Source organism: Bradyrhizobium sp. 141 (assembly GCF_023074055.1).
GTDB lineage: Bacteria > Pseudomonadota > Alphaproteobacteria > Rhizobiales > Xanthobacteraceae > Bradyrhizobium.
In genome coordinates, this window is record NZ_JADPKR010000029.1 from 37,828 (window position 1) to 61,051 (window position 23,224).

21 protein-coding genes and 4 pseudogenes are annotated in these 23,224 nt (G+C 58.0%); 12 read left to right on the forward strand and 13 right to left on the reverse strand.

The window, feature by feature from the left end; all coding sequences use genetic code 11:
* Positions 1-11: 11 nt before the first annotated feature.
* The 3 genes from IVA81_RS10735 to IVA81_RS10745 form a co-directional block, all read right to left on the reverse strand.
* On the reverse strand, positions 12-512 hold the full coding sequence (locus tag IVA81_RS10735; protein ID WP_247315980.1) for a hypothetical protein: 501 nt from the start codon (positions 510-512) through the stop codon (positions 12-14).
* Positions 513-591: 79 nt separating this feature from the next.
* Positions 592-2,172, reverse strand: coding sequence for an ABC transporter substrate-binding protein (locus IVA81_RS10740; protein ID WP_247315982.1), 1,581 nt, complete (start codon positions 2,170-2,172; stop codon positions 592-594).
* Positions 2,173-2,273: 101 nt separating this feature from the next.
* On the reverse strand, positions 2,274-2,558 hold the full coding sequence (locus IVA81_RS10745) for a hypothetical protein (protein WP_247315984.1): 285 nt from the start codon (positions 2,556-2,558) through the stop codon (positions 2,274-2,276).
* A gap of 23 nt (positions 2,559-2,581) precedes the next feature.
* Here IVA81_RS10745 and IVA81_RS10750 point away from each other — a divergent pair, with 23 nt between their 5' ends.
* The 4 genes from IVA81_RS10750 (at position 2,582) to IVA81_RS10765 (ending at position 5,935) form a co-directional block, all read left to right on the forward strand.
* Positions 2,582-3,781, forward strand: a complete 1,200-nt coding sequence (locus IVA81_RS10750; RefSeq protein WP_247315986.1) for a pyridoxal phosphate-dependent aminotransferase — start codon at positions 2,582-2,584, stop codon at positions 3,779-3,781.
* A gap of 11 nt (positions 3,782-3,792) precedes the next feature.
* Entirely contained in the window at positions 3,793-4,443 is a 651-nt protein-coding gene (locus IVA81_RS10755; protein WP_247315988.1) for an isocitrate lyase/phosphoenolpyruvate mutase family protein, read from the forward strand.
* Between the two features lie 40 nt (positions 4,444-4,483).
* Positions 4,484-4,666, forward strand: a complete 183-nt coding sequence (locus IVA81_RS10760) for a hypothetical protein (protein ID WP_247315989.1) — start codon at positions 4,484-4,486, stop codon at positions 4,664-4,666.
* 360 nt (positions 4,667-5,026) lie between these two features.
* Positions 5,027-5,935, forward strand: coding sequence for a LysR family transcriptional regulator (locus IVA81_RS10765; RefSeq protein ID WP_247315991.1), 909 nt, complete (start codon positions 5,027-5,029; stop codon positions 5,933-5,935).
* A gap of 228 nt (positions 5,936-6,163) precedes the next feature.
* On the opposite strand, the gene IVA81_RS10770 is transcribed toward IVA81_RS10765, so the two are convergent.
* The 3 genes from IVA81_RS10770 to IVA81_RS10780 all read right to left on the reverse strand — a co-directional run bounded on the left by IVA81_RS10770 (position 6,164) and on the right by IVA81_RS10780 (position 7,402).
* Positions 6,164-6,709 carry a DUF2285 domain-containing protein gene (locus IVA81_RS10770; RefSeq protein ID WP_346659385.1) on the reverse strand — a complete coding sequence of 182 codons (546 nt, stop codon included), beginning with the start codon at positions 6,707-6,709 and terminating at the stop codon, positions 6,164-6,166.
* A gap of 46 nt (positions 6,710-6,755) precedes the next feature.
* A complete protein-coding gene (locus tag IVA81_RS10775; RefSeq protein ID WP_247315993.1) occupies positions 6,756-6,950 on the reverse strand; it encodes a DUF6499 domain-containing protein in 195 nt (64 codons plus the stop codon).
* Between the two features lie 173 nt (positions 6,951-7,123).
* The gene (locus IVA81_RS10780; RefSeq protein ID WP_247315996.1) at positions 7,124-7,402 is read right to left on the reverse strand and encodes a DUF2285 domain-containing protein; all 279 of its coding nucleotides are present in this window, start codon (positions 7,400-7,402) and stop codon (positions 7,124-7,126) included.
* A 462-nt stretch (positions 7,403-7,864) separates the two neighbouring features.
* Here IVA81_RS10780 and IVA81_RS10785 point away from each other — a divergent pair, with 462 nt between their 5' ends.
* From IVA81_RS10785 to IVA81_RS10800, 4 genes are all read left to right on the forward strand, one after another.
* Positions 7,865-8,146: a helix-turn-helix transcriptional regulator gene (locus tag IVA81_RS10785; protein ID WP_247315998.1), complete on the forward strand. Its 282-nt coding sequence runs from the start codon at positions 7,865-7,867 to the stop codon at positions 8,144-8,146.
* Positions 8,147-8,169: 23 nt separating this feature from the next.
* Complete coding sequence (locus tag IVA81_RS10790; protein WP_247315999.1) at positions 8,170-8,313, forward strand: hypothetical protein; 144 nt, start codon at positions 8,170-8,172, stop codon at positions 8,311-8,313.
* A gap of 883 nt (positions 8,314-9,196) precedes the next feature.
* Positions 9,197-9,439 (forward strand): hypothetical protein, encoded by a 243-nt coding sequence (locus IVA81_RS10795; protein WP_247316001.1) that lies wholly within the window; start codon positions 9,197-9,199, stop codon positions 9,437-9,439.
* Positions 9,440-9,548: 109 nt separating this feature from the next.
* Complete coding sequence (locus IVA81_RS10800) at positions 9,549-10,103, forward strand: hypothetical protein (protein WP_247316003.1); 555 nt, start codon at positions 9,549-9,551, stop codon at positions 10,101-10,103.
* Positions 10,104-10,163: 60 nt separating this feature from the next.
* On the opposite strand, the gene IVA81_RS10805 is transcribed toward IVA81_RS10800, so the two are convergent.
* From IVA81_RS10805 to IVA81_RS10820, 4 genes are all read right to left on the reverse strand, one after another.
* Positions 10,164-11,540 carry an aspartate aminotransferase family protein gene (locus IVA81_RS10805; protein WP_247316011.1) on the reverse strand — a complete coding sequence of 459 codons (1,377 nt, stop codon included), beginning with the start codon at positions 11,538-11,540 and terminating at the stop codon, positions 10,164-10,166.
* Positions 11,541-12,327: 787 nt separating this feature from the next.
* Positions 12,328-14,778 (reverse strand): CoA transferase, encoded by a 2,451-nt coding sequence (locus IVA81_RS10810; protein ID WP_247316013.1) that lies wholly within the window; start codon positions 14,776-14,778, stop codon positions 12,328-12,330.
* Between the two features lie 539 nt (positions 14,779-15,317).
* Positions 15,318-16,106: an SDR family NAD(P)-dependent oxidoreductase gene (locus IVA81_RS10815; protein WP_247316014.1), complete on the reverse strand. Its 789-nt coding sequence runs from the start codon at positions 16,104-16,106 to the stop codon at positions 15,318-15,320.
* 189 nt (positions 16,107-16,295) lie between these two features.
* Positions 16,296-17,573, reverse strand: a complete 1,278-nt coding sequence (locus tag IVA81_RS10820) for an aminotransferase class I/II-fold pyridoxal phosphate-dependent enzyme (RefSeq protein WP_256469326.1) — start codon at positions 17,571-17,573, stop codon at positions 16,296-16,298.
* A 575-nt stretch (positions 17,574-18,148) separates the two neighbouring features.
* Here IVA81_RS10820 and IVA81_RS10825 point away from each other — a divergent pair.
* Positions 18,149-18,802 (forward strand): annotated as a pseudogene (locus tag IVA81_RS10825) (transposase); the annotation flags it as partial.
* 2 nt (positions 18,803-18,804) lie between these two features.
* Here IVA81_RS10825 and IVA81_RS10830 read toward each other — a convergent pair.
* Positions 18,805-19,056 (reverse strand): annotated as a pseudogene (locus IVA81_RS10830) (transposase); the annotation flags it as partial.
* Between the two features lie 759 nt (positions 19,057-19,815).
* Between IVA81_RS10830 and IVA81_RS10835 the strand changes: the two are divergent.
* Complete coding sequence (locus tag IVA81_RS10835; RefSeq protein ID WP_247316026.1) at positions 19,816-20,127, forward strand: hypothetical protein; 312 nt, start codon at positions 19,816-19,818, stop codon at positions 20,125-20,127.
* Positions 20,128-20,474: 347 nt separating this feature from the next.
* Here IVA81_RS10835 and IVA81_RS10840 read toward each other — a convergent pair whose 3' ends face one another.
* Positions 20,475-21,185: a hypothetical protein gene (locus IVA81_RS10840; protein ID WP_247316028.1), complete on the reverse strand. Its 711-nt coding sequence runs from the start codon at positions 21,183-21,185 to the stop codon at positions 20,475-20,477.
* A 501-nt stretch (positions 21,186-21,686) separates the two neighbouring features.
* On the opposite strand from IVA81_RS10840, the gene IVA81_RS10845 reads away from it, so the two are divergent.
* On the forward strand, positions 21,687-21,914 hold the full coding sequence (locus IVA81_RS10845) for a hypothetical protein (protein ID WP_247316030.1): 228 nt from the start codon (positions 21,687-21,689) through the stop codon (positions 21,912-21,914).
* 250 nt (positions 21,915-22,164) lie between these two features.
* Positions 22,165-22,520, forward strand: a pseudogene (locus tag IVA81_RS10850) (site-specific integrase); the annotation flags it as partial.
* A 77-nt stretch (positions 22,521-22,597) separates the two neighbouring features.
* On the opposite strand, the pseudogene IVA81_RS10855 reads toward IVA81_RS10850, so the two are convergent.
* Positions 22,598-23,224 (reverse strand): annotated as a pseudogene (locus IVA81_RS10855) (transposase); the annotation flags it as partial.

Consider the following 23,224-nt stretch of genomic DNA (forward strand, 5'->3'; position numbering starts at 1 on the left):
CCCTTCCCGCATCATAGGGGCCGCATCAGCTCGGTTTGAACGAAGCCCTTGCCACGGCAGGAGAGCAACGATGCGACAGCGGCATCCTCGAATGGCAACTCCGCCGACATTCGGCGATCGGCGGCACGCGTGCTTACCCAGCGGGACAATTGTGCGACAGGTGAGCGCGCGCGCCTGGAACCGCTGGCATCGACAACGTCGGCAAAGGAGCACGAATGCTCCCGAAGTGAGATCCTACCATGCGCTTCGGAATGGTCGATGTTCGTGCAGCTTTCGAGCATGGGCCGGGCACCTCCAGCAGCATTGACCTCGCATCCGATCTCAAGGCCCTTCGCTACTTGCCGGCGCGCTGTCAGATCGTCGGCGCAGTTCTGAGCCACGCTTTGATGAATGCGGCGCAGCGTCCGCGCCTCCCAGGCAACGCGGCTGTCCTCCCGAATCGGCTGCGAGACCTTGAACAGGATCGCATGATCGCCAGCGGCAAGATTGTCGTCAAACCAGGTCATCGCCAAGACACTCTGCCCGAGGGCTAGCTCCAAGGGCGGATCGCTGTCGGACAATGGTCGATTCAAGGTGTGCGTCATCTCGCGATCAGGTCCGGATCAGAGCTCTGTTGAAGGGGCCGAAATTGAGGTCGAGCGTCAGTCCCGGCAGCCATGGCACATCGCGGCGCTTGCCATAGAACTGGCCCGAGACGTGCAGAATCACGCAAGGCGGATCGATCTCGTTGATGATCTCGAGCATGCGACGGATGATCGGCCGGCGCTGTTCGGCCTGGACGATGTCCTGGAGCTTGGCGCCGAGCGCGAAGTATTCCTCGTTCCTCCAGACTCCGATCGACTTTGGCAGGGTGCCGCTCGGACCGAATTCACGCCAGGGATGGCCGAGATGATCCAGAAAGAGCGCCGTATTGGACGTATCAAAGATGGCACGCACCGGCTGGCGCTGAATTTGCGCAAAGTTTTCCATCATCTGGATCTTGACGTTCAGGCCAACCGCACGCCACATCTCGATCATGGTCTGCGCGCCCGAGACCTGATTGGGATAGTAATTGCTGAGCAAACGATAGGTGATCTGCTCTCCCTTGTAGCCCGCTTCGGTCAGCAGCTCCTTGGCCTTGCCGGGATCATAGGCAAGCGAGGGAAATTCGTGGATGTAGCCTTCGCCGTAGCTCGGCAGCTGGTATCCGTTCGGAATCGGGAGCCGGTCCTCCCACAAGCTTTGCACGATCAGCTTGCGATCGAGCGCAAGGCTCATCGCACGGCGAACACGCGCATCCTTCAAGATGGCATCGGTCTGATCGAAGACGAGCGAGCGGATATTCTGCACTGCACCACCCACGACCTCGAGATCAGCACGCTTCTGGACGCTCGCGAACTGGTCCGGCGGAATGTCAGTGGCGATGTCAAGCTCGCTGGCGAGCAGGCCGTTCACGCGGGCGGAAAGCTCGGGAATGATGCGATAGTCGATGCCATCGAACGGCGGCCGACCGCCCCAATAGGCATCGTGGGCGGCCAACGAGACGAGAATATCGAGCTTGTGGTCGACGAGCTTGTAAGGACCGCTTCCAACAGGGGCTGTGGTCCAGCGCTCCCACGAGCCCGCCGCCACGAAGGCGCGCTGACTGACGATCTCCGATCCCCAAGCAGCCAGGCGCTGCTCGAGGAGCGCGTCGCCGCCCTTGGCATGCACAATGACAGTGTAAGGATCGACGATTTCGACCTTCTCGAGCCGATCAAGCGACTGAGGCGCCTCGGACATTCCGCTGCGTCCAGGTCCCAGCAGGTGGTCAGGACCAAGGCTAAAGGCGACATCTTCGGCCGTCAAAGGCGTTCCGTCATGGAAAGCCACTCCCTTGCGCAAGAACAGCCGCAGTGACTGCGCATTGATCCGCTCCCAACGCTCGGCCAAGCCGGGCCGTAGCGCCATGTCGTGGGCGTGGTCGAAGGTGATCAGCGTATCGAAAAGCTGCGGCATGATCCGGCGAATGGCAGTATCGGTCGCGATGACCGGGTCGAAGGATCGCGGAAATCCGGACATGCCGACCTTGAGGCGGCGACGCGTCAATGTCTTAGGCTCACCCTCCGCAGCACCGGCGCCTGTGCTGGCCAACATGCTTGCGGCAACGGCGCCTGCGATGGCTTGCCGTCGCGTCAGATCGATATGGGTCATCACCGCCTCCGATTCCACTTCCATTCATACGAATGCCACGCCCGCGAATTCTTAGATCGGCACTGACATTGGCGGACCACCGAAATTGGGCGCTTGTGTCATCAGGCATATTCGCGATTGTGTGCGACCTTAAAAACCTGAACTGCTACGGCAGAATGACATTCATCGAATAAGTCGATGTAAGCTTGCGAACATGCGATGGTTGGTACTCCTGGCGCAGGCTGATGAAGAGGGAGAGCGAAGACGCAACGCACTGCGAACGGCCCAACAGAGCCGCACGAAGAAGCGATACAGTTATCGTAATCTTCGATGATTTTATCCAATGCCGCGATCACCAGGTTAGTTTGGTCGTTCGCGTTCGGATAGATCCCCACGAAACCGCTCATTCGAACTCGAAGGATATTGTGTCTTGTCTCTCGTTTCAGAACGGCTCAAGCTCGTCCGTCCCTCTCAAACCAAGGTCATGACGGCTCGCGCCGCCGAGCTGTGCGATCAGGGCGCCGATGTGATTACGCTCAGCCAGGGTGAGCCGGATTTCGACACGCCGTCCGCTATCTGTGAAGCTGGCATCCGAGCCATCCGCGACGGGAAGACGAGATACACGGCGATCGCCGGAATCAAGCCACTGCGGGCAGCGATCGGCGAGAGCCTCCGTCGCGATCATGGCCTCGATTATGGTATTGACCAGATCACGGTGGGCTGCGGCGCCAAGCAGGTCGTGTTCAACGCACTATTTGCCAGCCTCGATCCGGGCGACGAGGTTGTGATCCCAACGCCATGCTGGGTCTCCTATCCCGACATGGTGGCGCTGGCCGGCGGCAAGCCGGTGCTCGTCGCCTGCAGCGAACTCGATGGCTTCAAGCTGCGCCCCCAGGCATTGAAGAAGGCGATCACGCCGCGCACCAAATGGTTGATGTTGAATTCGCCATGCAATCCGACCGGCGCAGTCTACAGCCGAGGTGATTTGCTCGCGCTCGCAGCGGTGTTGCGCGAGCATGCCCATGTGCATGTGCTATCCGACGACATCTATGAAAAGCTCACCTACGACGCCGGCTTCGCAACAATGGCCGTAGTCGCGCCGGATCTCTACGAGCGCACCTTAACAGTCAATGGCGTGTCCAAAGCTGACGCGATGACCGGTTGGCGCGTCGGGTATGGTGCCGGGCCTGTGGCGCTAATCAAGGCCATGAACCTCATCCAGGGCCAGACCTCATCGCACACCAGCTCGATTTCTCAACATGCCGCGCTCGAGGCGCTGTCAGGGAGGCGAGACCATATCAAAGAGTTCGTGCGCGCGTTTTTGGAGCGCCGCGACCTTGTCGTCGCCAAACTGAACCAGGCCAAGGGGCTTGCTTGCCGTGTGCCGGACGGTGCCTTTTATGTTTTCCCCTCTTGCAAGGGGGTTGTCGGCAAGCGCACGCCGGACGCCAAGCTGATCGAAACAGACAGTGACTTTGCGATGTATTTGCTCGACGCTTTCGCCGTAGCTGTCGTGCCCGGCAGCGGCTTCATGGTCTCGCCCTATATCCGGATTTCCTATGCTTCCTCGCTCGAGGACCTCAACCGCGCCTGCGACCGAATCATCGCCGCCTGCGCGACCCTGTCCTGAAAGATATTCTGATGTCCCCTGCCAAAAGCCTGCGCGCCCGCATGGCCGAGACTGGCCTGGTCCACATCATGGCCGCCCACAGCCCATTTTCGGCAATTCTCGCGGAAGAAGCCGGATTTGACGGACTGTGGGCGTCCGGCTTTGAGCTGTCTGCGCTTTATGGGCTGCCGGACATGAGCCTGATCTCAATGACACAGCATCTCGACATGCTGCGGGCGATCGCCGGACGCACGAGGCTGCCGATCGTCGCGGACATTGATACGGGCTATGGCAATGCCATTAACGTCATTCACGCTATCACGGAATATGAGCGGGCCGGCGCCAGCGCCGTTGTGATCGAGGACAAGACTTTTCCAAAACTAACGAGCCTTGTTGCCGACGGCCGTCAGCACCTATTGCGCGTTGAAGAGTTCCAGGGGAAGATCGAGGCCGCCATCACGGCCAGATCGGACCCGGATTTCCTCGTCATCGCCCGCACCGAAGCCTTGATTGCCAGCCTCGGCGAAGCGGAGGCCCTGCATCGGGCGCACGCTTATGCGGAGGCTGGCGCGGACATGATCCTGATCCATTCGAAAAGGGCAAATCCTTCCGAGATCGAAAGCTTTTCGCGCGCCTGGACCGGATCGGTGCCGCTGGTGATCGTACCCAAACGCCTACCCTGACCTCGACGCCAAGCGGGTCAAAACGTTGGGCAATATTTGCATGATGATCTATGGCAATTACGGCATCCGTGCTGCTGCGACCGCCATGCAGGAGACCTTCCGCCGGATCATCGCCGACGGCGGCGTCCAGAACGTCTACAAGGATATTCTGCCGGTGGATGAGATCTTCAGAATCCAGAATATGCACGAGGTTAAGGCGGCTGAAGCTCGCTTCCTTCGCTGAACGCTGCTGATACTGCTGTCGAGATTTTGAGACGGCACTCAGCACCGCGCTCTGTAGGGCGCAATTCTAAACGCTCTTAAGATGCGGGCCTGTCGTTTAGACGGCCCTCGATGTCGACTGGGATCAACGGTTAGCCGCCTTGCCGACGCCTGGAGATCACCTCTTAAAGAACCGTCGACAGCAATCGTAGTTGCGGGCTAGACCGCACGAACCATACCGAGAAGGCGGATTTTGTGCGTGAGATATCGTTTATAAGCAGCGATCCGGATATACACATCGAATAATGTGATGGAGCATTTATTTCCGGCAATGCCCCGCCGTGACAATCAGCGGACATTCCAGGAGCTACCGGAGCAGAAAATGGCTGCCGAACACGATGAAGTGCCCCTCAATGCTATCCGGGTGTTTGTGACCATTGCGCGTGAGGGAAGCGTGACGCGTGCAGCGAGCACATTGGGAACGACACAGAGCTCGGTCAGCCGTTATTTGTCTGTGTTACAAGACTACTTTGGCACGGATCTTGTTCAACGGCGAGGCCGACGGAGCGAATTGACAGAATTCGGAAGGCTCTTCGCGAACGCCGTTGCAGAACCGCTTGACACAGTGTGTTTCACCGCGAAGAGGATGCGGCGTAGGAGCCGAACGGACGCTAATCGAATCGTGGTCCACACGTCTCTTTCCACCTTCGCATACTCCTTTCTGATTCCGAATCTCCAGGCGTTCTCTGCCGAGATGGGCGGCGTAGTCGTCGACGTGATCAGTTCATTGTCTCCGCCGAGATCCTCCGACAATTTCGACATCTTGCTCACTCGCGATCTTTGTATCGCTGAACCGGCCGACGATTGGGCGATCTACAATGAGACGCTCGTATGCGTAGGTTCTCCAAATCACGTCATGGGAAAAACGCTCTCAACTGTCCGTTCGATGCCAATTCTGAACATCACATCGCGGCCCGACATACTGCCAACATGGCTTAGAGCCATGAACCTTTCCGCAAAGGACATCAAGTCGGGGGCGCGATACGATCATAATTACCTTGCTTTGCCGGCCGTCATGACCGGAAAATGCCTGCTGGTGGCGCCTGAAATTATTGTCAGCGATCTCGTGCGGACAGGGGCGCTCCATGTGATACCAGGATCGCGCACTTCAAGCGGCATGCAGTATCGGGCCTATGCGGTGGACCGAAGTGACAATCCCGAGATCGCTCGTGCCTTTTGCCGATGGGTCGCTCGGCTCTGTAAAAAGGCCGCAACTCCGGAAGCCGCCTAACCGCGTATCGGTGTTAGCAGAAGTTCGATCGATGCTTTGAATAATGCTAGCGTCCATTTGCACGTGCAGACCGTTCCCGATGGACGGCGAGGCTCATTTTTAGGCGAGTACCGCGGCCAACCCGCAGTCCAAAACGCTAACCGCGCCCCGCCAGAAACCTTTCCGCCTTCAAACCGGCCGACTACAATCGTCTTGTGAGGTATCAGGGCCGCACCATCAACCAAAAGCTCAGGACCCCGCGCCCTTGTCTTTGCGGTTGCGACGGAGCAATGCGCGATAGCCGCCTCGCATGAGACGCAGCCCCGCCCGGACCAGGCGAATGGTCCGGCTGCGGAGATGGTCTGTTTTCCAGCCGCGATCGGGAATACGATGCTTGCCGAATAGGCCTTGCGCGATTTCGCGATAGCTGTTTCCTTCCAAGGACCCATCGACTGCACGCATGGCGAGGATAAGCCGATGACGGGTCAAGATTGGCAGCGTCAGAGGGGATGGTCCGATGGGCCGCCGTTCGAGCGCCAGCCAAAGTCGACGAGCTGCCCGCACACGAACCTCGAAATTGCGATCGAGCGGCAGGTCGACAGCAACCGATGAGCCCTCCGGTGGCAGTTCTGCTAGCCAAAGGCGATGCTTCGCTCCTCCGAGCGCCACGACGGCATGCCATCCATCCGGCGCGCAACGAAGCTCGCTATCCGCTAGTTTGCTGAAATCCAGGTCATACCGTTTGGACGCCGCCGAGCGGACAGCTGCGCGCACGGGCAGCACGGTCGACAGCACTTCAGGCGCCCAGAAAATGGCTTGTTGGTCGAACGTCTTTTGCGGATCAGCTGCGAAAAGACAGCCCCCATCGCTGTCGGAAGTGATCCGTCGTCGCGCTGGATCGTTGGCTGGCGGCCAGGGCCATATAGTCCCGCTGGTACTCGCAATTGCGGCGCAGCCATTCCCAGGCTATGTCCACAGCTTCTGCTTTCTTGGCGTCAGGATAGGCTTCCTCTGATTTCCAGTCAGCACCTGGCATCGCACCACTTTCCCCGTATGTTCTTAACGCACATGCAAGGAATTGCAGCCCGACAAATGTGACGGTTTATGGTTGCACAAACGCAGATAGTCGCTGTTAAATGCAGTTACGCGATGGGACGATCACATTTTGCGATCGGACATCAGCAGAAGTGACGTCCGTTTCGAACGCATTCATTCCTCGCTATTCGGCCAACCGCGCTGCAGGAGATGCCGAAAGCCGTGACGCGCCGCCCATTTGGCGCGAGCCAGATGACTTTCAAAAGTACGGCGGGCGCGATCCAGATCCAGGGTGGGATCAATACCAAGCACAATCCGCGCAACTTCGCGCCAATCAGCGTTATCGGCCTCGGCATCCAGCAGACGCATATAGGTGACGGCATGTTGCTCGTCATACGGCGTGAGCTGGGGCGCGTTAGGCGCGGAATCTGCGATCTTGGGATCGGGCGGCACTGCCTGAAAGTCCTACCAGATTGAGAAGCATCGATTTAAACGAGGGTAGCCGTATTCAGAGCCTCTTCGTAGAGCACCGATTGTCGCGGTCTGCAGGGACATTCCTTGCCGAGTTCAATTGATGGCCGGCAGCGGTTATTCCCGTCGTCCCTTCGTTCGTTCGCGCCGACGATCGCCAGAATCCATTTGATCGCAGTCCGTTACGCTCAGAGCGCGATCAGCAGAACTGCCGTTCAGCGTGCGGCGCCGTCGGCCCGAATCAAGAGGCCGACATCGGATGCTGCTCGTCATAACTCGTCAGCACTGTCTCATTCCGCGCGACATGGCGATATCCGGATCCAGTACCAGCTCTTTCATTTAGCTTACGCGCGGACTCTGCTCATCTGCATTCTGGACGAACTTACCGCAATAGCACGGCTATAACCAGTGGTTTGATGGCCGTCAGAATGGCTGCTTTAGCGCATGAAAGCTCGTGCGCTTGTCGCCTGGAATGTGCGCCGGATCCGCGTAGATCGCGGTGTTCCGCAAGAGCGGTTGGCGTACGATGCCCGGATTGATCGCTCCTATATGGGCGGTATTGAGCAGCAATCGGAGAACCCGACGATTGATCTTCTCGACCGTGTCGCGGCAGCGCTTGACGTTCACGTGTCTGAATTTTTCATCCAACCACCCAAAGGTGCGGCACCTCCAAAGACCTTGCGTAAGGGTCGCAAGCCGGCGCGCCCACATCGCAAAAAGAAATAGCACTCTTCGCCGAACGAGGGTTTATGCTTGCTGCCCAAGCCGCAAACATCAATGTGGCAATTGCCGCAGACTTCACCGGACCCGACAAGAAGATTGCCGCAGATTTTAAACAGAGATCCGGCCGCGAAGCCGCGATGGGCTCCGGTCGCAAGCGGACTGTTTTATGATCGGATCACCCCAGCTGCGCCGTTCAGGTGTTCCTCCCACCTCAACTTCCCCTCATGGAAAGTGGTTCAGAATATCTCGTGCTTTCCGGACCCCGCATCACATCCACGATCGGCATGCTTGAGCTGTATGGCAGAGTACGAACTGCGCGAACGGAGACATCTCGTTCGCTTTCCATGCACCCGCGGATAAATTGGAACCGGAACCATCTCGTTCTTGGCAGACGTCGCGGCCCAAACAACGGATCTCAGTACGACTGGTGATAGCATGCGCCATTCGGCTTTCCGCAGCGTCCGGCTTCCATAGCATGCGGAGCATGATGTCCTCGGCTCGCTCGGCCACTCCGTAGAGAAACGATGAGAAGCCACCCAATATCGCGAGTGATTACCACAATTGGCAGCCCGAATTGCAGCGCCATCAATCCTCTTCGGCGGGCAAATACGAGCCCGCAAAATCTACGCCTTCTTGTAAGCCCCTGCCATATGCATTCGCGAGCGTCGCCAATTGTAGCCCGCTTATTCCCTTGGATCTGTTGGAGAGAGTACCAACGATTTCCTGAAGTCGTCAGGGCGCATTTCGTCGCTCTAGCAAGGCGAGAGCGATCTGCCCTTCCTTAGAATTGGTAGCGGGATTCGCTTCGTGTTTGCTGTAGTCTTCGCCTTCGAGGGCGACGATCGGTTCGTGACCAGAACGCCGTGATTGGTGACTTCGATCTGCGACGATCGTGTGAGATGATCACAATCGTGAGAGCTCTCTAAAAAGAGGTGCAAATCCCGTTTTCAGCCGAAAAGGGCGATGGTCTCGCAGCACCAGAACACGTAGCGCGATCTGTCCGCTCGTGCTGTGCAGCAATCGATTTTATGAAATGGTCCTGGGATTACAGTCATGAAGCTCGTCCAATATCCTTCCCGAAGCTCCACTGGGCCGACCGTCTTTGTTGGCAAGAATCGTTTTGGAAACTGGGTCGTCGGCGAACAGAATGGTATCTTTGGTGGCCTGTTTGCGAGCCGCGCGCAAGCGCTGAAATACGCACTCTGCGAGAATGGCCAACATCCAGAAGCTATCCTCGAGGTAGCTGGCGAGATCGAACTCGTTATTCCCCACCGTGCGCAAGAGGCGCGGGCCTGATAACTGGCCCAACTGAGATAGGTTAGCTTGCTGCAGCTGCGCCAAAACGGTCCGCCACGCCCTTATGTGAGCGCAGGTTGGCTATAGGACGATCACGAGCAGCGACAATATGGGCGTCGATCTTGCGCCAAAAGGACGGGAACCAAATCTGACCGTGCCCGCCGCTTGCTGCGCCGCGGCGGAAGACCAGATAACCTTCGATGAGTTCGACAACAATGGCATCACGATTGTCAATGCTATCGCCAAAAGCGTGCACTTCTATAGTAGAGGTCTACGATCTCAGCTCCGGCGGTCGCGTATAGGTTTCCCCGCGTCGAGTATGGATTCGAGGTTAAGGCAATGCAGGAAGCGCGTGGGCTTGTTCTTCGAGCGGCTCGATCCGGGCGATGTGTTCGGGGAACCGACGCATGCAAAATGGGAGCCCGCCCGCCGACCAGAGGAGCTTTTTGTTCAATCACCGTTCTTGCACGGCAGCGAACAGGGCAGCTCCACATGGCGGGAGTACCAGATCGCCAGTCGCCTGAAATCGGGTATTCATGAAACGCTCGCTGGTTCGTATGCGCGTGGAGACGCGCACAACCAGCGACACCGCATCGCCGATGTTTTTTGCCTTGCCAGGTCGCGAAGCATTCGCTTCGCTAGCCGGGATCACGGCGAATGGTAGACTGTGGCCTAAGATCATCTTAAAGGTATGATACCGAAAAGCACTGCCGGCATAGTGCGTTCATTTGCGTACCTTTATCGCACCCAACATGTCTTGATGGCTCTCGAGAAAGCCTGCGAACACATCCACGATGAACTCAGCGTCGACGCGCGTCATCGGTGTCGAGATCGATGCGGCAGCACCATACGGTAGAACGATGCCGTTCTCCGCAAAGAAGCGTGTGAGCTCCTTCATTACAGTTGTTCCGCCAGGCGTGGGATAGATCTCGCGATAGTCATTCGGGGCTTCTGCCCACGGGTGGATGCGGAAGAGTGAGGCGGCTCCGGTCACACACAGAGGCGCGCTCTGGTTCGAGATGGCCCGGCCAATCCCGTTCCGGACAATGTCCCCAAGCATCTCCAGATGTGCAAAAGCGGCATGATCTAGATGCCGCATTGCGGCCAGCCCCGCTGTCATGGATAGAGGATTGGCGGAAAACGTACCGCCTTGCGGAAGCAGTGGCCGACCCGCTGAGGCATCGAATACCTTCATTACATCCTCGCGACCGCCGATTGCCCCAATCGGCAAACCGCCGCCGATGATCTTGCCCATCGTGATGACGTCCGGAACAAGGCCGTAACGTGCGCAAGCACCCTGGAAACTCTGCCTAAGATTGAGGACCTCATCAGCGATCACAAGGATTCCCTTCTTGCGGGTCGCTTCTTGCACCGCAGCCAAGAATTCAGGCTTCGGCGCGACGAGGCCACCGCGGCTCGGCATCGGATCCAGAATGACGGCGGCCAGATCGTGCGCATTCGATGAGATCAAGCGGCGTGTACCTTCGATATCATTGAAGCGGAGTACAACCACTTCATCGAGCACGCTCGCAGGCATCCCGCGATAGAACGCCGTGGACTTGGGCTCGAATGCGTCACCCCAATTGTCCGGCGTCGCCGCTTGACTGACCTCGACCCAGTCATAGGCACCATGATAGGCGCCCTCGAGCTTGGCAATCTTCGAACGTCCGGTGAAGGCCCGCGCAGCTTTGATAGCAAACAGCACGGCCTCAGTCCCCGTATTGACGAAGCGGATACGATCAATCCGCGGAATACGTCCGCAAAGTAGTTCGGCGAGTTCGATCTCGCTCTCGGTCGGATTTGCGAAGCAGCTGCCGCGCTGGAGTTGATGGGTTAGTGCTTCCACAACGGGGCCGAAGGTGTGTCCATGGATCAACGTCGTGAAGTTGCAATTAAGGTCGAGAAACCGGCGGCCATCGACATCGAACAGATAGCTGCCCATCCCGCGCTCGATGTAGAGCGGAGTTGGATCTCGCTCAATCGTGACTCGTGAGGTGCCGTCTGGGAACACCATTATCCCCCGGGCAAAGCTTTCGTTGGACCGCCGTCCAGCGCGCGAAAATCCAGCCGCAATATTGGAACTTGCAATCTCCTTGCTCACAATATCCTCCTCGCCTTCTTGGACGTTTTTTCTGAGTGGGCCGACCGACACCTGTCTCAGTGGCACGACTTTCGGCTCCTGTTGACCGGCGAGTAATCGGACCTACCAGACGGTCTAACATGTAGCCAATTTGAGCGTCGCGGCGACCTGAAAGTAACTTAAACTGGATTAGCTGGTCCCGTGCCGAACCGCCCACATTCGGCGTATGCCGTCGACTCTCGACATTTGGCTCCGATACATCCCTTGTATCCTCGCTGATGGTAGGGAGATTGCCAGCAGGCGCGCCTCGCGCGTGGGCCGCGATTGCCGCTTCGGAATTGCGGGGTGTCATCCCTTGTCGACCGCGTCTGCGGCGGGCTCTGCTGGCGCCCTCAGATTAGCTGCAATACAGCCCGTTCGCGAACAACCTGTACGGCGAGCTGCTAATTGATCGTACGTACTAACAATGGACCGAAATACTACCTACTCTGGTGAAAATAGTACCTTTGACTGAGCGCTCGCGCTACGCGCACGCGCGCTCTGACGCTTGGTGTAGTTGTTCCGGACGCAGCTCGGCGCACGGCTCGCAATGTTGCTTAAGTGTGCACGGTTTGATGACATCAGGCGGATCGGGCGATATCGGCCAAGGGACAGCCTATGATGAGCCTTGTTCGCTCCGATCAACTCCATGCAGTGGAGTAGTTCTGGGGTATCCTGCTGCGGAACACTGAACAAGAGCGCCACGATGAAGTCTAACCAGCGGGCTTCCAAGCCTGAGAGTTCGTTAATCTGATCTAGTGCGGATTTTTCAGCATTGCGATACCGTTTTTGTTTTTGTGAGCTCGCCCTCCGAAAGCATCACCGAACCGATGATACCCTCCCTGGCCAAGTCCGCGATCTCTGTGTCGGAAAGCCCAAGAAGGCCTGATAGAACCTCTCTGTTGTGTTGTCCAAGCGTCGGTGCCGCTGACCGGATTGCATAGGGCCCTTCACCTTCCCGAATCGGCATGGACGGCTGTGGATGCGAGCCAATGAAAGCGCGCTCGACTTCTTGCAGATACCCGCGCGACCTGAGATGTCGATCGCTGAGCAGATCAATCGGCAGGCGCGCCACGCCGGCAGCAATTCTTGCGGCCTGCAACTCGGACATCGCCTGGTCCGCGTCGCGGGTGATCGTCCAAGCTTGGATCGCTCTCTCGACCAACTCCTCGATATCGCGGCGAGCTTCCGCTGATTTCAGCGAAGCGTCCGTGGCCCAGTCTGGCCGGCCAATAAGTCTGGCAAGCCTCTGCCACATGTCCTCGTCGGTGGCGGCTACCACGATCCAATTGTCCTCACCCGCACACCGGAAACAGCCATGCGGCACGAGCTGCGGATGTCGATTGCCGAATCTTATCGGCGACGTACCATCGATCGAATGGACAATGATCCATGGCGCCGCAAAGGGCATCATGCATTCGATCTGCGCAAGATCAATGAACTGCCCCTGCCCGGTGGTGCGGGCGTGAATAAGTGCAGCCAGAACTGCAGCGCAGCCGTTCAACCCACCAACGGCATCTCCAAAGGCGACGTGGCTCATCACAGGTGGCCCGTCGGTCTTGCCGATCACACTCGGCAACCCCGAGCCCTGCTCGAGAGTCGAACCATAGGCCCGGCAAGTGCGACGGATGCTGCTCGTGCCAAAGGCTGACATCGACATCATGACAAGGCGGGGGTTGAGCGTTCTGAGCACGTCGTAGCCAAGCCCGAACTTCGGCAGCACATCGGCCGAATAGTTGTCGACGACAATGTCGGCTCCCGCCGCAAGCCGCTTCGCAAGAGTGCGGCCCTGCCGCCGCGTCAGATCGAGTGTGATGCCGCGCTTGTTACGGTTCGCCATGCAGAAGCGCGCCGTCTTTTCATACATCTGGTCCTCGATGTAAGCAGGGCGGCGGTCAACGCCGCGCCACCAGTCCGGATACTGGATGGCTTCAACCTTGATGACGTCCGCACCGAGATCAGCCAATGTGCGCGTGCACAACGGACCGGCCCACCCCATCGAGAAGTCGATGACGCGAATCCCCTGCAATGGCGGCCCGCCTGCATCGATGCAGCCGGACGATACCGACGCTGTGCCGGTGAGGCGTCTTCCTGTATTTGCGAAACTCTGCTGCTCGCCTGGAGCTGGAACCTTGCCGCCCCGGCGCGGCGGCGTCAATGTCAGCCTCTGCATCGAGCCAGCTGTCTGGCCCTCTTCTTCGCCAAGCAGGACAGGCACGATTGCGCCGCGCTCCCTCTTCTCCGCATCCTGCAGCAGATCGGATATTTCGGGCACCGGCACGATCGGGATCTTGCGTCTCAGTCCTTCCGCAAACCACTCGTGCGCTGTCTGCGTTTTCAGCCTCGGGATAAACTGTTGCTCGATCTGTTCGATGTGTTGCAGACGATCCGCACCGAGCATGAGAGTCGGATCGTCACGCAATTCGGGCAGATCGAGCATTTCGCAGAACGCGCGCCATTGTGCCGGAGTGATCGTTGTGACGCCGAGCCAACCATTTTTGGTCTCGTAAATGCCGACCGGAAAGTTCGGCCAGAAGCGATTGACGCCAATCCGGCGCATCACGTCGCCGCGCTCATACGCTTCGAACACCTGATACTCGCTCAGAGCGAGGCTCGATTCAAAAACGCTGAGAGACCACGACCATCTTCCCCCACCGGCTTTTTCTTCCAGAATCGTCGAAGAAGCCGCGGCGATGAAGCCCCACAGACCGGCCATGATACCAGTCTGGAAATCCGGTGCGTGCAATGGCGGGCCCTGGACCGCTCCAGCCAGCTTGATGAGGCCGGCGAGCGCGCGGACCGTCGAATCGGTTGCGGCGAAGTCAGCATAGGGTCCCTCGCGGCCAAACCAGCTTGCTTCGAGGTAAATCAACCTGGGACGTTTCTGCCGAATCGCGGCAAGATCAATGGAAGGGCAATCTGCGGGATCAATGTCGCGGCCATCGATCACAATATTGCACTCTTCGATCAGTGCGGTCAGCTGCGGAATCCCGTCCGGGTCGGTCGCGTCGATGACCACACTTGACTTGTTGAAGTTCAGGAATGCAAACCACGCGCTCTGGCCAGAAGGCGTGAGTGGCCCGCTACCGCGGAGCGGATCTCCACCTGGCGGCTCGACCTTCTGAACATCGGCGCCGAAGTCGGCAAACAACCGTGCGCAATAGCTGGTCGCGGCCGAGCTTCCGATCTCGACGACTCGCAGATGCGAAAGCACTTCCATCGAGGGCTCCATTTTTCCTACCATCCGATACTCCACAATGTCACTTGCTCGCGACGGGAGCCTGCAGACGCGGCACCGCGGCGCGACTTCCCAGGCGATTGGCGGAGGGGCCGGCACTGCGATCCAGCGCACATAGGCATTGATCGAACGCTGGCATCTTCCTGGAACCGATGACCTCGTTGATCTTTCGCGACCGGCGATACTGACGTGCGGTCAGCATAGAACCCCCGCAACTTCTCACCTCGAAATAGACTTAGCGGACAGATTAGTGACTTCCTCCGTCTCCTCCCTGAAGGCAAGCCGCACGGAAGTCTCCCCCAACGCCGCCGAATTCGCTGCTCGGCGCCCCCGCGGCAAAGGAGGGGCATGAAAGCCCAACTACGGGAGAACCCCGCCGCCCATTCGCCTATACGCTCCGGTCGCATCCGTATTCACGCTCGACTGTATGCCGCATTTGCGCGGCGTGAAACTCGACGAGCCTGTGAGCCGAAGCGAGGCCGGCATTCCGCTGTCGGCCATCGAATGCGATATGCATCGGCTTACGCGGCGAACTCGCCGCCTGTGATATCGATTGTTGCTCCGGTGATAAAGCCCGCCATCGGCGAGGCCAGAAAGCTTACGGCGTGCGCCAGCTCTTCAGCAGTTCCAAAACGGCCGACCGGAATCCTGCTGAGAGCCGAGCGGTTGACCTCGGCCTCGGGTGGTCCAGTCAAATCGCTGAGAACCCTTCCAGGAGCGATACAGTTGACCGTAATGCCGTGTGGAGCGAGATCCCGCGCAGCAGCGCGGGTTAATCCCACCAGTCCCGCCTTCGACGCCGCGTAGTGTGGCCCTGCGATCATCGGCATGGCACGCCCCGCGAGTGATCCAACATTGATGATGCGTCCATAGCCTTTCGCGATCATTGCTGGTGCCAAGAGCCGTATGAGAATGAAGGGTCCGCTGAGATTGACATCGATGACCCGCGCCCATTCATCGAGGGACGTCTGTGAAAGCCAAGGTGCATTTTGGTTCACGCGCTTGGGAGAGATACCAGCATTGTTCACCAAAATCGCTATTTCGCCCCAACGTTGCCGGATATGGTCAACAAATCCCTGCACATCGTTGTGTCGAGTTACGTCAATCCTCTCAGCATAGAGCCGATCTTCCGGGCAGCCGAGAAGATCAAGCGCCCGCGCCACATGTTCTGCTTTAGTCGCCACAAAAGCGACGCGATAGCCATCGGCCAAGAACCGGCGCACGATCTCCAGTCCAATCCCGCGCGCTCCTCCGGTCACAAGCGCAACGCGCCGGTCGCTTTGGCCGTTGAGTTCTCCTGACTTCGGCATAATCAGACAGTCGCAAACGGCGTAACGAGCGAGTACCGGCCCGTCGAGAACATCGGCCTAAACGGTCCAGAGACGCCTTCCGCGTCGAACAATGGATCGCGACTTGACAAGCTTTCATTATCCTTCTCGGCATAAGGGGATACCAACCGCACCGGGCAGCCCCATGAATTGTTCGGCTGACTCATCACATCACCGCAGAGGGTATGGCTTTCCGGTCGTTTCCGCCACTGCTTCCAAGATGCAGTGGCACAATCGCTCTATATCGTTTTCTTCATGATCGGCCGTAATGCACACTCGAATCCCTGCCTTTCCTTGCGCGACCGTCGGGAAGAACGTCACCGAAGTGTAGAAGCCGGAATCGAGAAGGTCTTTGGCGATTGCAATCGCCTTGGTTTCCGATCCTATTGCAATCATTCTGATGGGAAACGAATTTCCCTGCTGAGCGGTTGCAATATGACTATCAAAGACCTTGATACCTTGCGCTAGCCGCATCTGCCGATCGACGAGTTCTGCCGAGCGGTGAATCTTGCACGAGCCAAGCGCCGCACCAACCGCCGCCAGATTGGGCGGCACCGAAAACGCATAGGGAACTGAGTACCGTCGAAACAGAGCTTCTTGGTCAGCCGTTCCGAGCATCACCATGCCGCCCGATGCGCCGAAGCCCTTAGCCAGCGACGCTACTATGATCGTGCGGTCACCCAGCACTTGCGGAAACTGAGAGCGAGCAAATCCTTCGCCTTGGCGTCCGAAGATCGATATGCCGTGAGCATCGTCGATATAGAGAAAGAGCCCGTACCGCTCCTGTAGTTGGCGCAGTTCCTTGATGGGCGCGTTCCCTCCCATGGAGTAAATACCATCGCATACGTAAGCGACCACTGGATGTTCGCGGCACAAGCGTTCGAGAGCGTCGATGTCGTTGTGCGCGATCGTTTCCAGACGCGTTTCATCAGCAACCACCGGCTTGTGATAGGCCAGGGATATGTGCGCAAGGCGGTCGAACACGACAAGCGGTTTTCTTCCGCCTGTCAATTGGCCTGAAGCAAGAAGGGGCATCGCACCTAGATTGGCGAGCATGACAGTGGAGAAGGCGATCACGCGTGCGCAGAACATCTCCGACAGGATTGTTTCAAGTTCTGCCAGGAGATCGAAATTGAGCCGCGTTCGTGCGCATGACCAGTGCAAAGACCGATGCGCCTCGATCGCGTCGATCGCGCCAGCGACGATCACGGGATGATTATCCAAGCCAAGGTAGGAACATCGCACGAAATCAATTTTTTCCGGTCGCCCCTCAAGTGAACCCGCCCCCAAAACAAATGCACGTCCGGTCGTAGAACGTCCATGGACGGCCATGAGACCAGCATCATGGGCTGCATCGAAATACGGACGGCTCTTATCGATCATGTAAGCGGTGTTCCGAAAATGTCCGGCAGGCCGACCATCCTCACAGATTGGGCTCCGCTGTGGCATTTGGTTCTCCGTTCTACTTGCCAAGCATGCAGAGCCGATGGCTTAGCTGAGTGGCAGGCGCTTTGACGACAGCTCGCACTGGAATCTTTAGCGCAGCTCAACCGCTTCCTTACTTCAAAAACGACTTAACCATTGGCGAGATTGCTTGGGCAGCTACCAAGTCCGATAGGCTAGTTAGAGCACAACAACTATCGCAAAACAGCTTTGTGGGGCCTTACGGAACCAGCCAAGGCCGGTATTGTGTGGCTTGATTGAGTCTCCTTCGGTAGGGCCTGGTCCAATTCCGCACACCGACGCGTTCGGTTCGCTCTTCATCCGCCCTAAGCACGCGCACGCGGCGGTACGCTCCATTCGCGAATTGCATTAAATTTCCTGAGCTGCTGCCGGTTTGATGGACACCGAGATTAGGTGTTTCATGAAGCCGGAGATGGGCGATGAAGAGATGGAAGTTCAGTCGCGAGTTCAAGACAGACGCGGTCAAGCTGGTCAAGGAGCGTGTGGTGTCGGTGGCGCAAGCCGGCCGCGACCTTAGGAAGGCCGCAGCCTTCTTCGCGAAGGAAGCGACATCCCACGAGAAGGCATCTGCTTGCGACGCCAAGATCGAAGCCGTGTTGAAGGAACTCATTATCCATAGGGGTCATGATCATGGATCAGCGCCGCCGGTCTCGCGGCGTCGGAACCGAACCGATCAAGCGAACGCTCTGGCGTTCGACGTCCGCGCGTCGTTGTTTGGGCTGCTCGGAAAGGACGTCACCACCATCGACGGCGTCGGTCCTTACCTCTCGCTGAAGCTGATCGCGGAATGCGGCGACGACCTTACCTCATGGCCAAGTGCAAAGCATTTTACTTCCTGGCTGGAGTTGGCGACGAGCAATAAGATCTCCGGGGGCACAATGCTCTCGTCACGAACGCGCCGGTCCGGCGGTCGGGCCGCGGCTCTTCTGCGCCTTGCTGCCGTAACCGTCGGACGCACCGACACCGCGCTCGGCGCCTTCTATAGAAGACTGTCGTCCCGCATCGGCAAGGCCAAGGCAGTCACCGCGACGGCCCGCAAGATCGCAGTCCTGTTCTACAACGCTGTCCGTCACGGAATGGACTACGTCGATCCCGGCGCCTCGTCCTACGAGACATGCTACCGTACGCGAGTGATCAACAATTTGCACCGACGTGCCAAGACATTCGGCTTTGTTCTGCAGCCCTTGGAACCAGGAGCTGGTGCCGTTTCTTAGGAATCGTTCTCCAGCGTCAGCTCTCCGATCTTGGCATGCAGCGACTTCACATCGACCGCAGGCGTGGCCGGCGCAGCGCTGCTAGGACCAGAAACTCCGGAAGAGCCACCCTCCAGCTGCGCCTTTCACGCCGTAATCTGATTGGGGTGGACGTCGAACTGCTCGGCAAGCTGAGCTATCGTCCGGTCGCCCTCGGCAAGCGCCACCTTCGCCTTGAAGGCCGGTGTGTGGTTCCGGCGTGCTCGTCTGCTCATCGTCGCTCCTGATTCGCAGGCACCAGCGTGCCCGCTCTCAGGCAGAAACTCCACTTAGCGCCCGTTCAAATTTGCGGACCCGGCTCTGAGGCATGGCCGCCTCCGCTTCATCCCAACTTGAACAGCACGCCATAACAGCCGCACTGATGTCCAATATGCCGCCTATCGGCTCGCCGACCATGGCTGGCAGGCAACGATAACAGTATGAACAAAATCGACAATCGACACGCACTTGTCAGGGTTATGCCGACGATTAGACTAGCGCCGACGAGGTGGACCAGACGATGGATCGCGCCGGGAATGCCGCGTAGCCGTGATTTCAGCTTCAATTCTATAAGGACGCGCAGCGTTAGCCGCGGTCAACAGTAAGGTTGGTGACTGATCAAGATGATGGACGCATGGCAACCACATTGACGATTGATGGGCGGCTTACATTTCCCTTGCAAAGAGTTCGGCATGCAACACCAATCATTATCTGTTCTCGCTGGCGGTCATGATCGCTCGCGCCGAATCTCGTCCCTAGACTTGTAGCGCGATCAGGTCTGCTCAAACGAAACCTCTTTCCTTGGAGGCGCATGATGGAACCTCCGGTGTGATCGCTGCACGCGCAGGGCTCAGGCTCTGTACATCGTGAATTGTCGATTGCCTCGCCTCTCGGCTACCGAGATGCCAGCCAAGTTTCAGGGAGCTAACTCGTCGACGTAGTCGCGCGGATGTCAACGGAGGGCGCTACCCGTACTCCCAGACGGTGATAACGGCTTGGCGAATGAAAACGCGCGCCTACTCCTGGCGCGCAATTCCGCCAATGTGGCGCTGCCGGCGCCGCGCCGCAGGACAGTTGTTTCTGACGATTCCTTGGCGAGTGGCACCCCCACGCCAATGTCGACCGAATTTTCGGGCCCGCTGCGGGCGGTGAAGAATGAGATTCCCGAAAACTTCGTTCTCTTGGCGCGGATCGACGCAGCGATGTGCGGTCATGGAACGGACGAGGCGATGATGTGCGCTTGCGGGCATCGCCACGTCTTAAGCATGGCATCGCCTCGCGCAGCGCCTCAACCTTTGCCAAAATGATTCCCAACTCGGCCAGATGCGGACGTAGGTCGTTGAGGCATCCGCTGCGCACCAGAAGGGCGCGGGCTCTTCAGCACCATCGCACCAGACCTGCTGCGTCTTGGTCGAGAGGAAGCGCATGGTCTTTCGGATTACCCTGCCGTGGATGGCCTCTGCTTCCGCTGCATCCGTTTTGGCCGGACTGACCAAGTGTTTGACATTAGCCGGCGGAATGAGCCCTACTTCATGACCGAGAGCTGCGATCGCGCGCGCAATCGTGGCGATAGCGCATGCTTCCATCCCATCAGCATGGTGGCCGCTTCTCGAAAAAACACAGAACTTCGCTGCGTCGAGGCTGCCGACGAAACTCACAGCGCCAAAGCGAGATCGCTTCTGTCGTGACGAAAAATAAGCTTTCTCAGCTCCTCCCGGGTCAGCCAAACAAGCAAATCCTCTTCGACAATATTCTCTTCTACCAGATGTAATATAGCCCCGCCGAGTTCATGATGCGTATGTCCGTATTGTGCAAGCACGCCCTTTTCAAGCATCCAACGCTCTGCAAGTCCGCATACGAAGTCGGGAGCCCACATGGCAAACGACACGCCGCGCAGTATCCCAGCCATGATCTTGGGTATGCCCTGTCGTCTAAAGTCTTTGCGCAGCCAAAAATCACCGTGGTACGCTACTTTCCCGGTAATCTTCTTCGCGCTTGGTGCCGTGCAAGTACAGCTGTCCTGTGGGTGCGCATGTTTGCTGGGGTCTGAGTAAAACAGCTTCAGGGACTCGAGATGTTCTGCAAAATTGCTCTGCGAAAGATCGTACAATCGAGCAGCCTCTACAAGCGCCACCTCGTTATTGCTGTCGACGCCCAGCATCCAATATCCTTCGCCTGATTTGATTACCGAGCGATCCGGCCGGAAGCATGGTTCTGTCGGCCTCTTTGTTGGAAGGCGCCGTGTGATCGAGACGTACTCGTAAAAATCAAGTCCTATCGAAAGCTTGATGCCTTTCTGGACGGCGGCAGCGTCATATATTTGAAGGAAGCGCGAGACTTGCAGCGGATCCACTACGCTCGTCATTGCCGCACCTTACTGTTAGCTGATGAGAGGTTCATAAGCCTACTTGGCTCGTCAACGAAACTGATGGTACAGCACCAACAATGGATCGAATACTACCTACTCTAGGAGGAATGGTGGCTTACCAGCGCCAATGGAAGCTGCGGCCTGATGTTGCTGAGGGATTCAGACGAACTGGCTACGTTGTTAGGCATCCGTTCTTATCAACCTGCTCTGAGACGAAAGGGCTGCCACTCTCGATCGAGCGCATCGAGAAGCTTCCTGATACGACCACACGATTTCTGGACAAGTCGAAGAACTTGGAAACACTGATCTCGCACCGCGCACATGCGACGTCAAAAAAGAAACGCGGTCGCTTGCTCGCGTTCAGACGCCGATCTCACGTCTATCTGGAAAGCCGGCATAACCATCGGAGAGACAGGGTGGGAATGCTCTTGGACGAAGTCCTCATCAAAGTCCAGCGTGATACCTTTGCCGGTTGACCTTGCCCCCTGGACTCCCAGATTGAAGTTCGCCGTCGCCCTAGACAAGGACCAGAGCATGAAGCGCAGCTGCTTTACGGAAGTGATGGATATTCGGCTCCAATCGCCTGACCTATTTGCCGCGCAGCACGTTTTGACGAACGATCATGGACTTATCAAAGGAGGAAAAGTCATGATCTACGTCGGCCTCGATGTTTCGCTGAGCGATATGTGCGGTGGACGAGACCGAAAAGTATCGGGAAGGGAATGAGGTTGGCGCACGCCGTCGATTGTGCAGTACCTCGAACCATGGGCTGGTCGAGTTTGAGCGGGTGGGCCTGTGGAGGCAGGACCGACCTCAGAATGGCTAACCGCGAATCTAGAGCATGATGTTTTTTTGCTGGAATCGGGACTGAATGAAGCCGCCGGCGCGGCAATTGAGGAGAGGTAGTAGCGGTCGGCTTCTGTCTGAGAGGATTCAGGTTTTCAGACCCCCAACCGTTCAGACAGGAGGTTTTCCGATGGCCCAGCGGAGCCCTCTCCGCCGCCGCATGATCGAGGACATGACTGTCCGCAACTTGTCGCCCGGCGACGCAGCGATCGTATCTCAACGCGGTTTCGAAGTTCAGCCGATACTTTCGGCCGTTCGCCCGACCACCTGGGCTTGGAGGACGTCCACGCATTCCAGGTTCATCTGGTGGCGACGGGAATATCATGCCCCACCCTCAACCAGATCGTCTGTGCGTTGCGGTTTTTGTACGGTGTGACGCTCGGCCACAGCACGATCCCGGAGCGCATCGCCTACGCGCGCGAGCCGCGCAAGCTGCCAGTCGTGCTGAGTGCCAACGAGGCGGTGAGCTTTCTGGAGGCGATCCCTAGGAGCTTGTCCCGGCAATGGACTTGGGATCAAGCGAATGCGTTCTGAGCGATTTTTTGGAAGAGGCAAGTCTCTCCTCAGAGTGCGGCTACGAGTTTTGTGAGGTTGTGGGCGGTGCAGATCATGGCCCACTCGGCTTTGACCTTGTCGATGCTGCGCAGGAGGAACTGGCGGAAGCCTCTTGCCTGCTTGATCTGGCCGAAGACGGGCTCGACGATCTGTTTTCGCAATCGATACCGGCTTCGATAGCCTGCGCGCTTGAGCTTTGTGCTCATTCTGGCGATGAGCGTGCCGGATTTGAGCTTCCTTTTTGTCGTGGCCGCCTTGGTGCCGTGCTTTTGCCGTCCGGTGGCGACGTAGCCCTCGATCCGCGTCGGATGAGCGTGCGAAGATTGGCTTGCGAGCAATAGCCCGCATCGGCCGATGCTTCGTCCGGGTTCTTTCCGAGATTGGCTTTGATGGCATCGAGCAAGGGTGCAAGCTGCGCCTGATCGCTCGGCGAGTTGGTCAGCGTGTGCGCCACGATGATCTGATGGGCGCCATCAACGGCGGCCTGTGCGTTGTAGCCCTGGATGAAGCCGTTTTTGGTGGACATCACGCGGCTGTCGGGATCGGTGAAGTTGCGTTGCGCCTTGTCGCTCGGCTCTGCCGTGACGGGCTTGGACTTGCGTCCCGGCCGGCCCTTGCCGCCGTCGCCGGAGCCA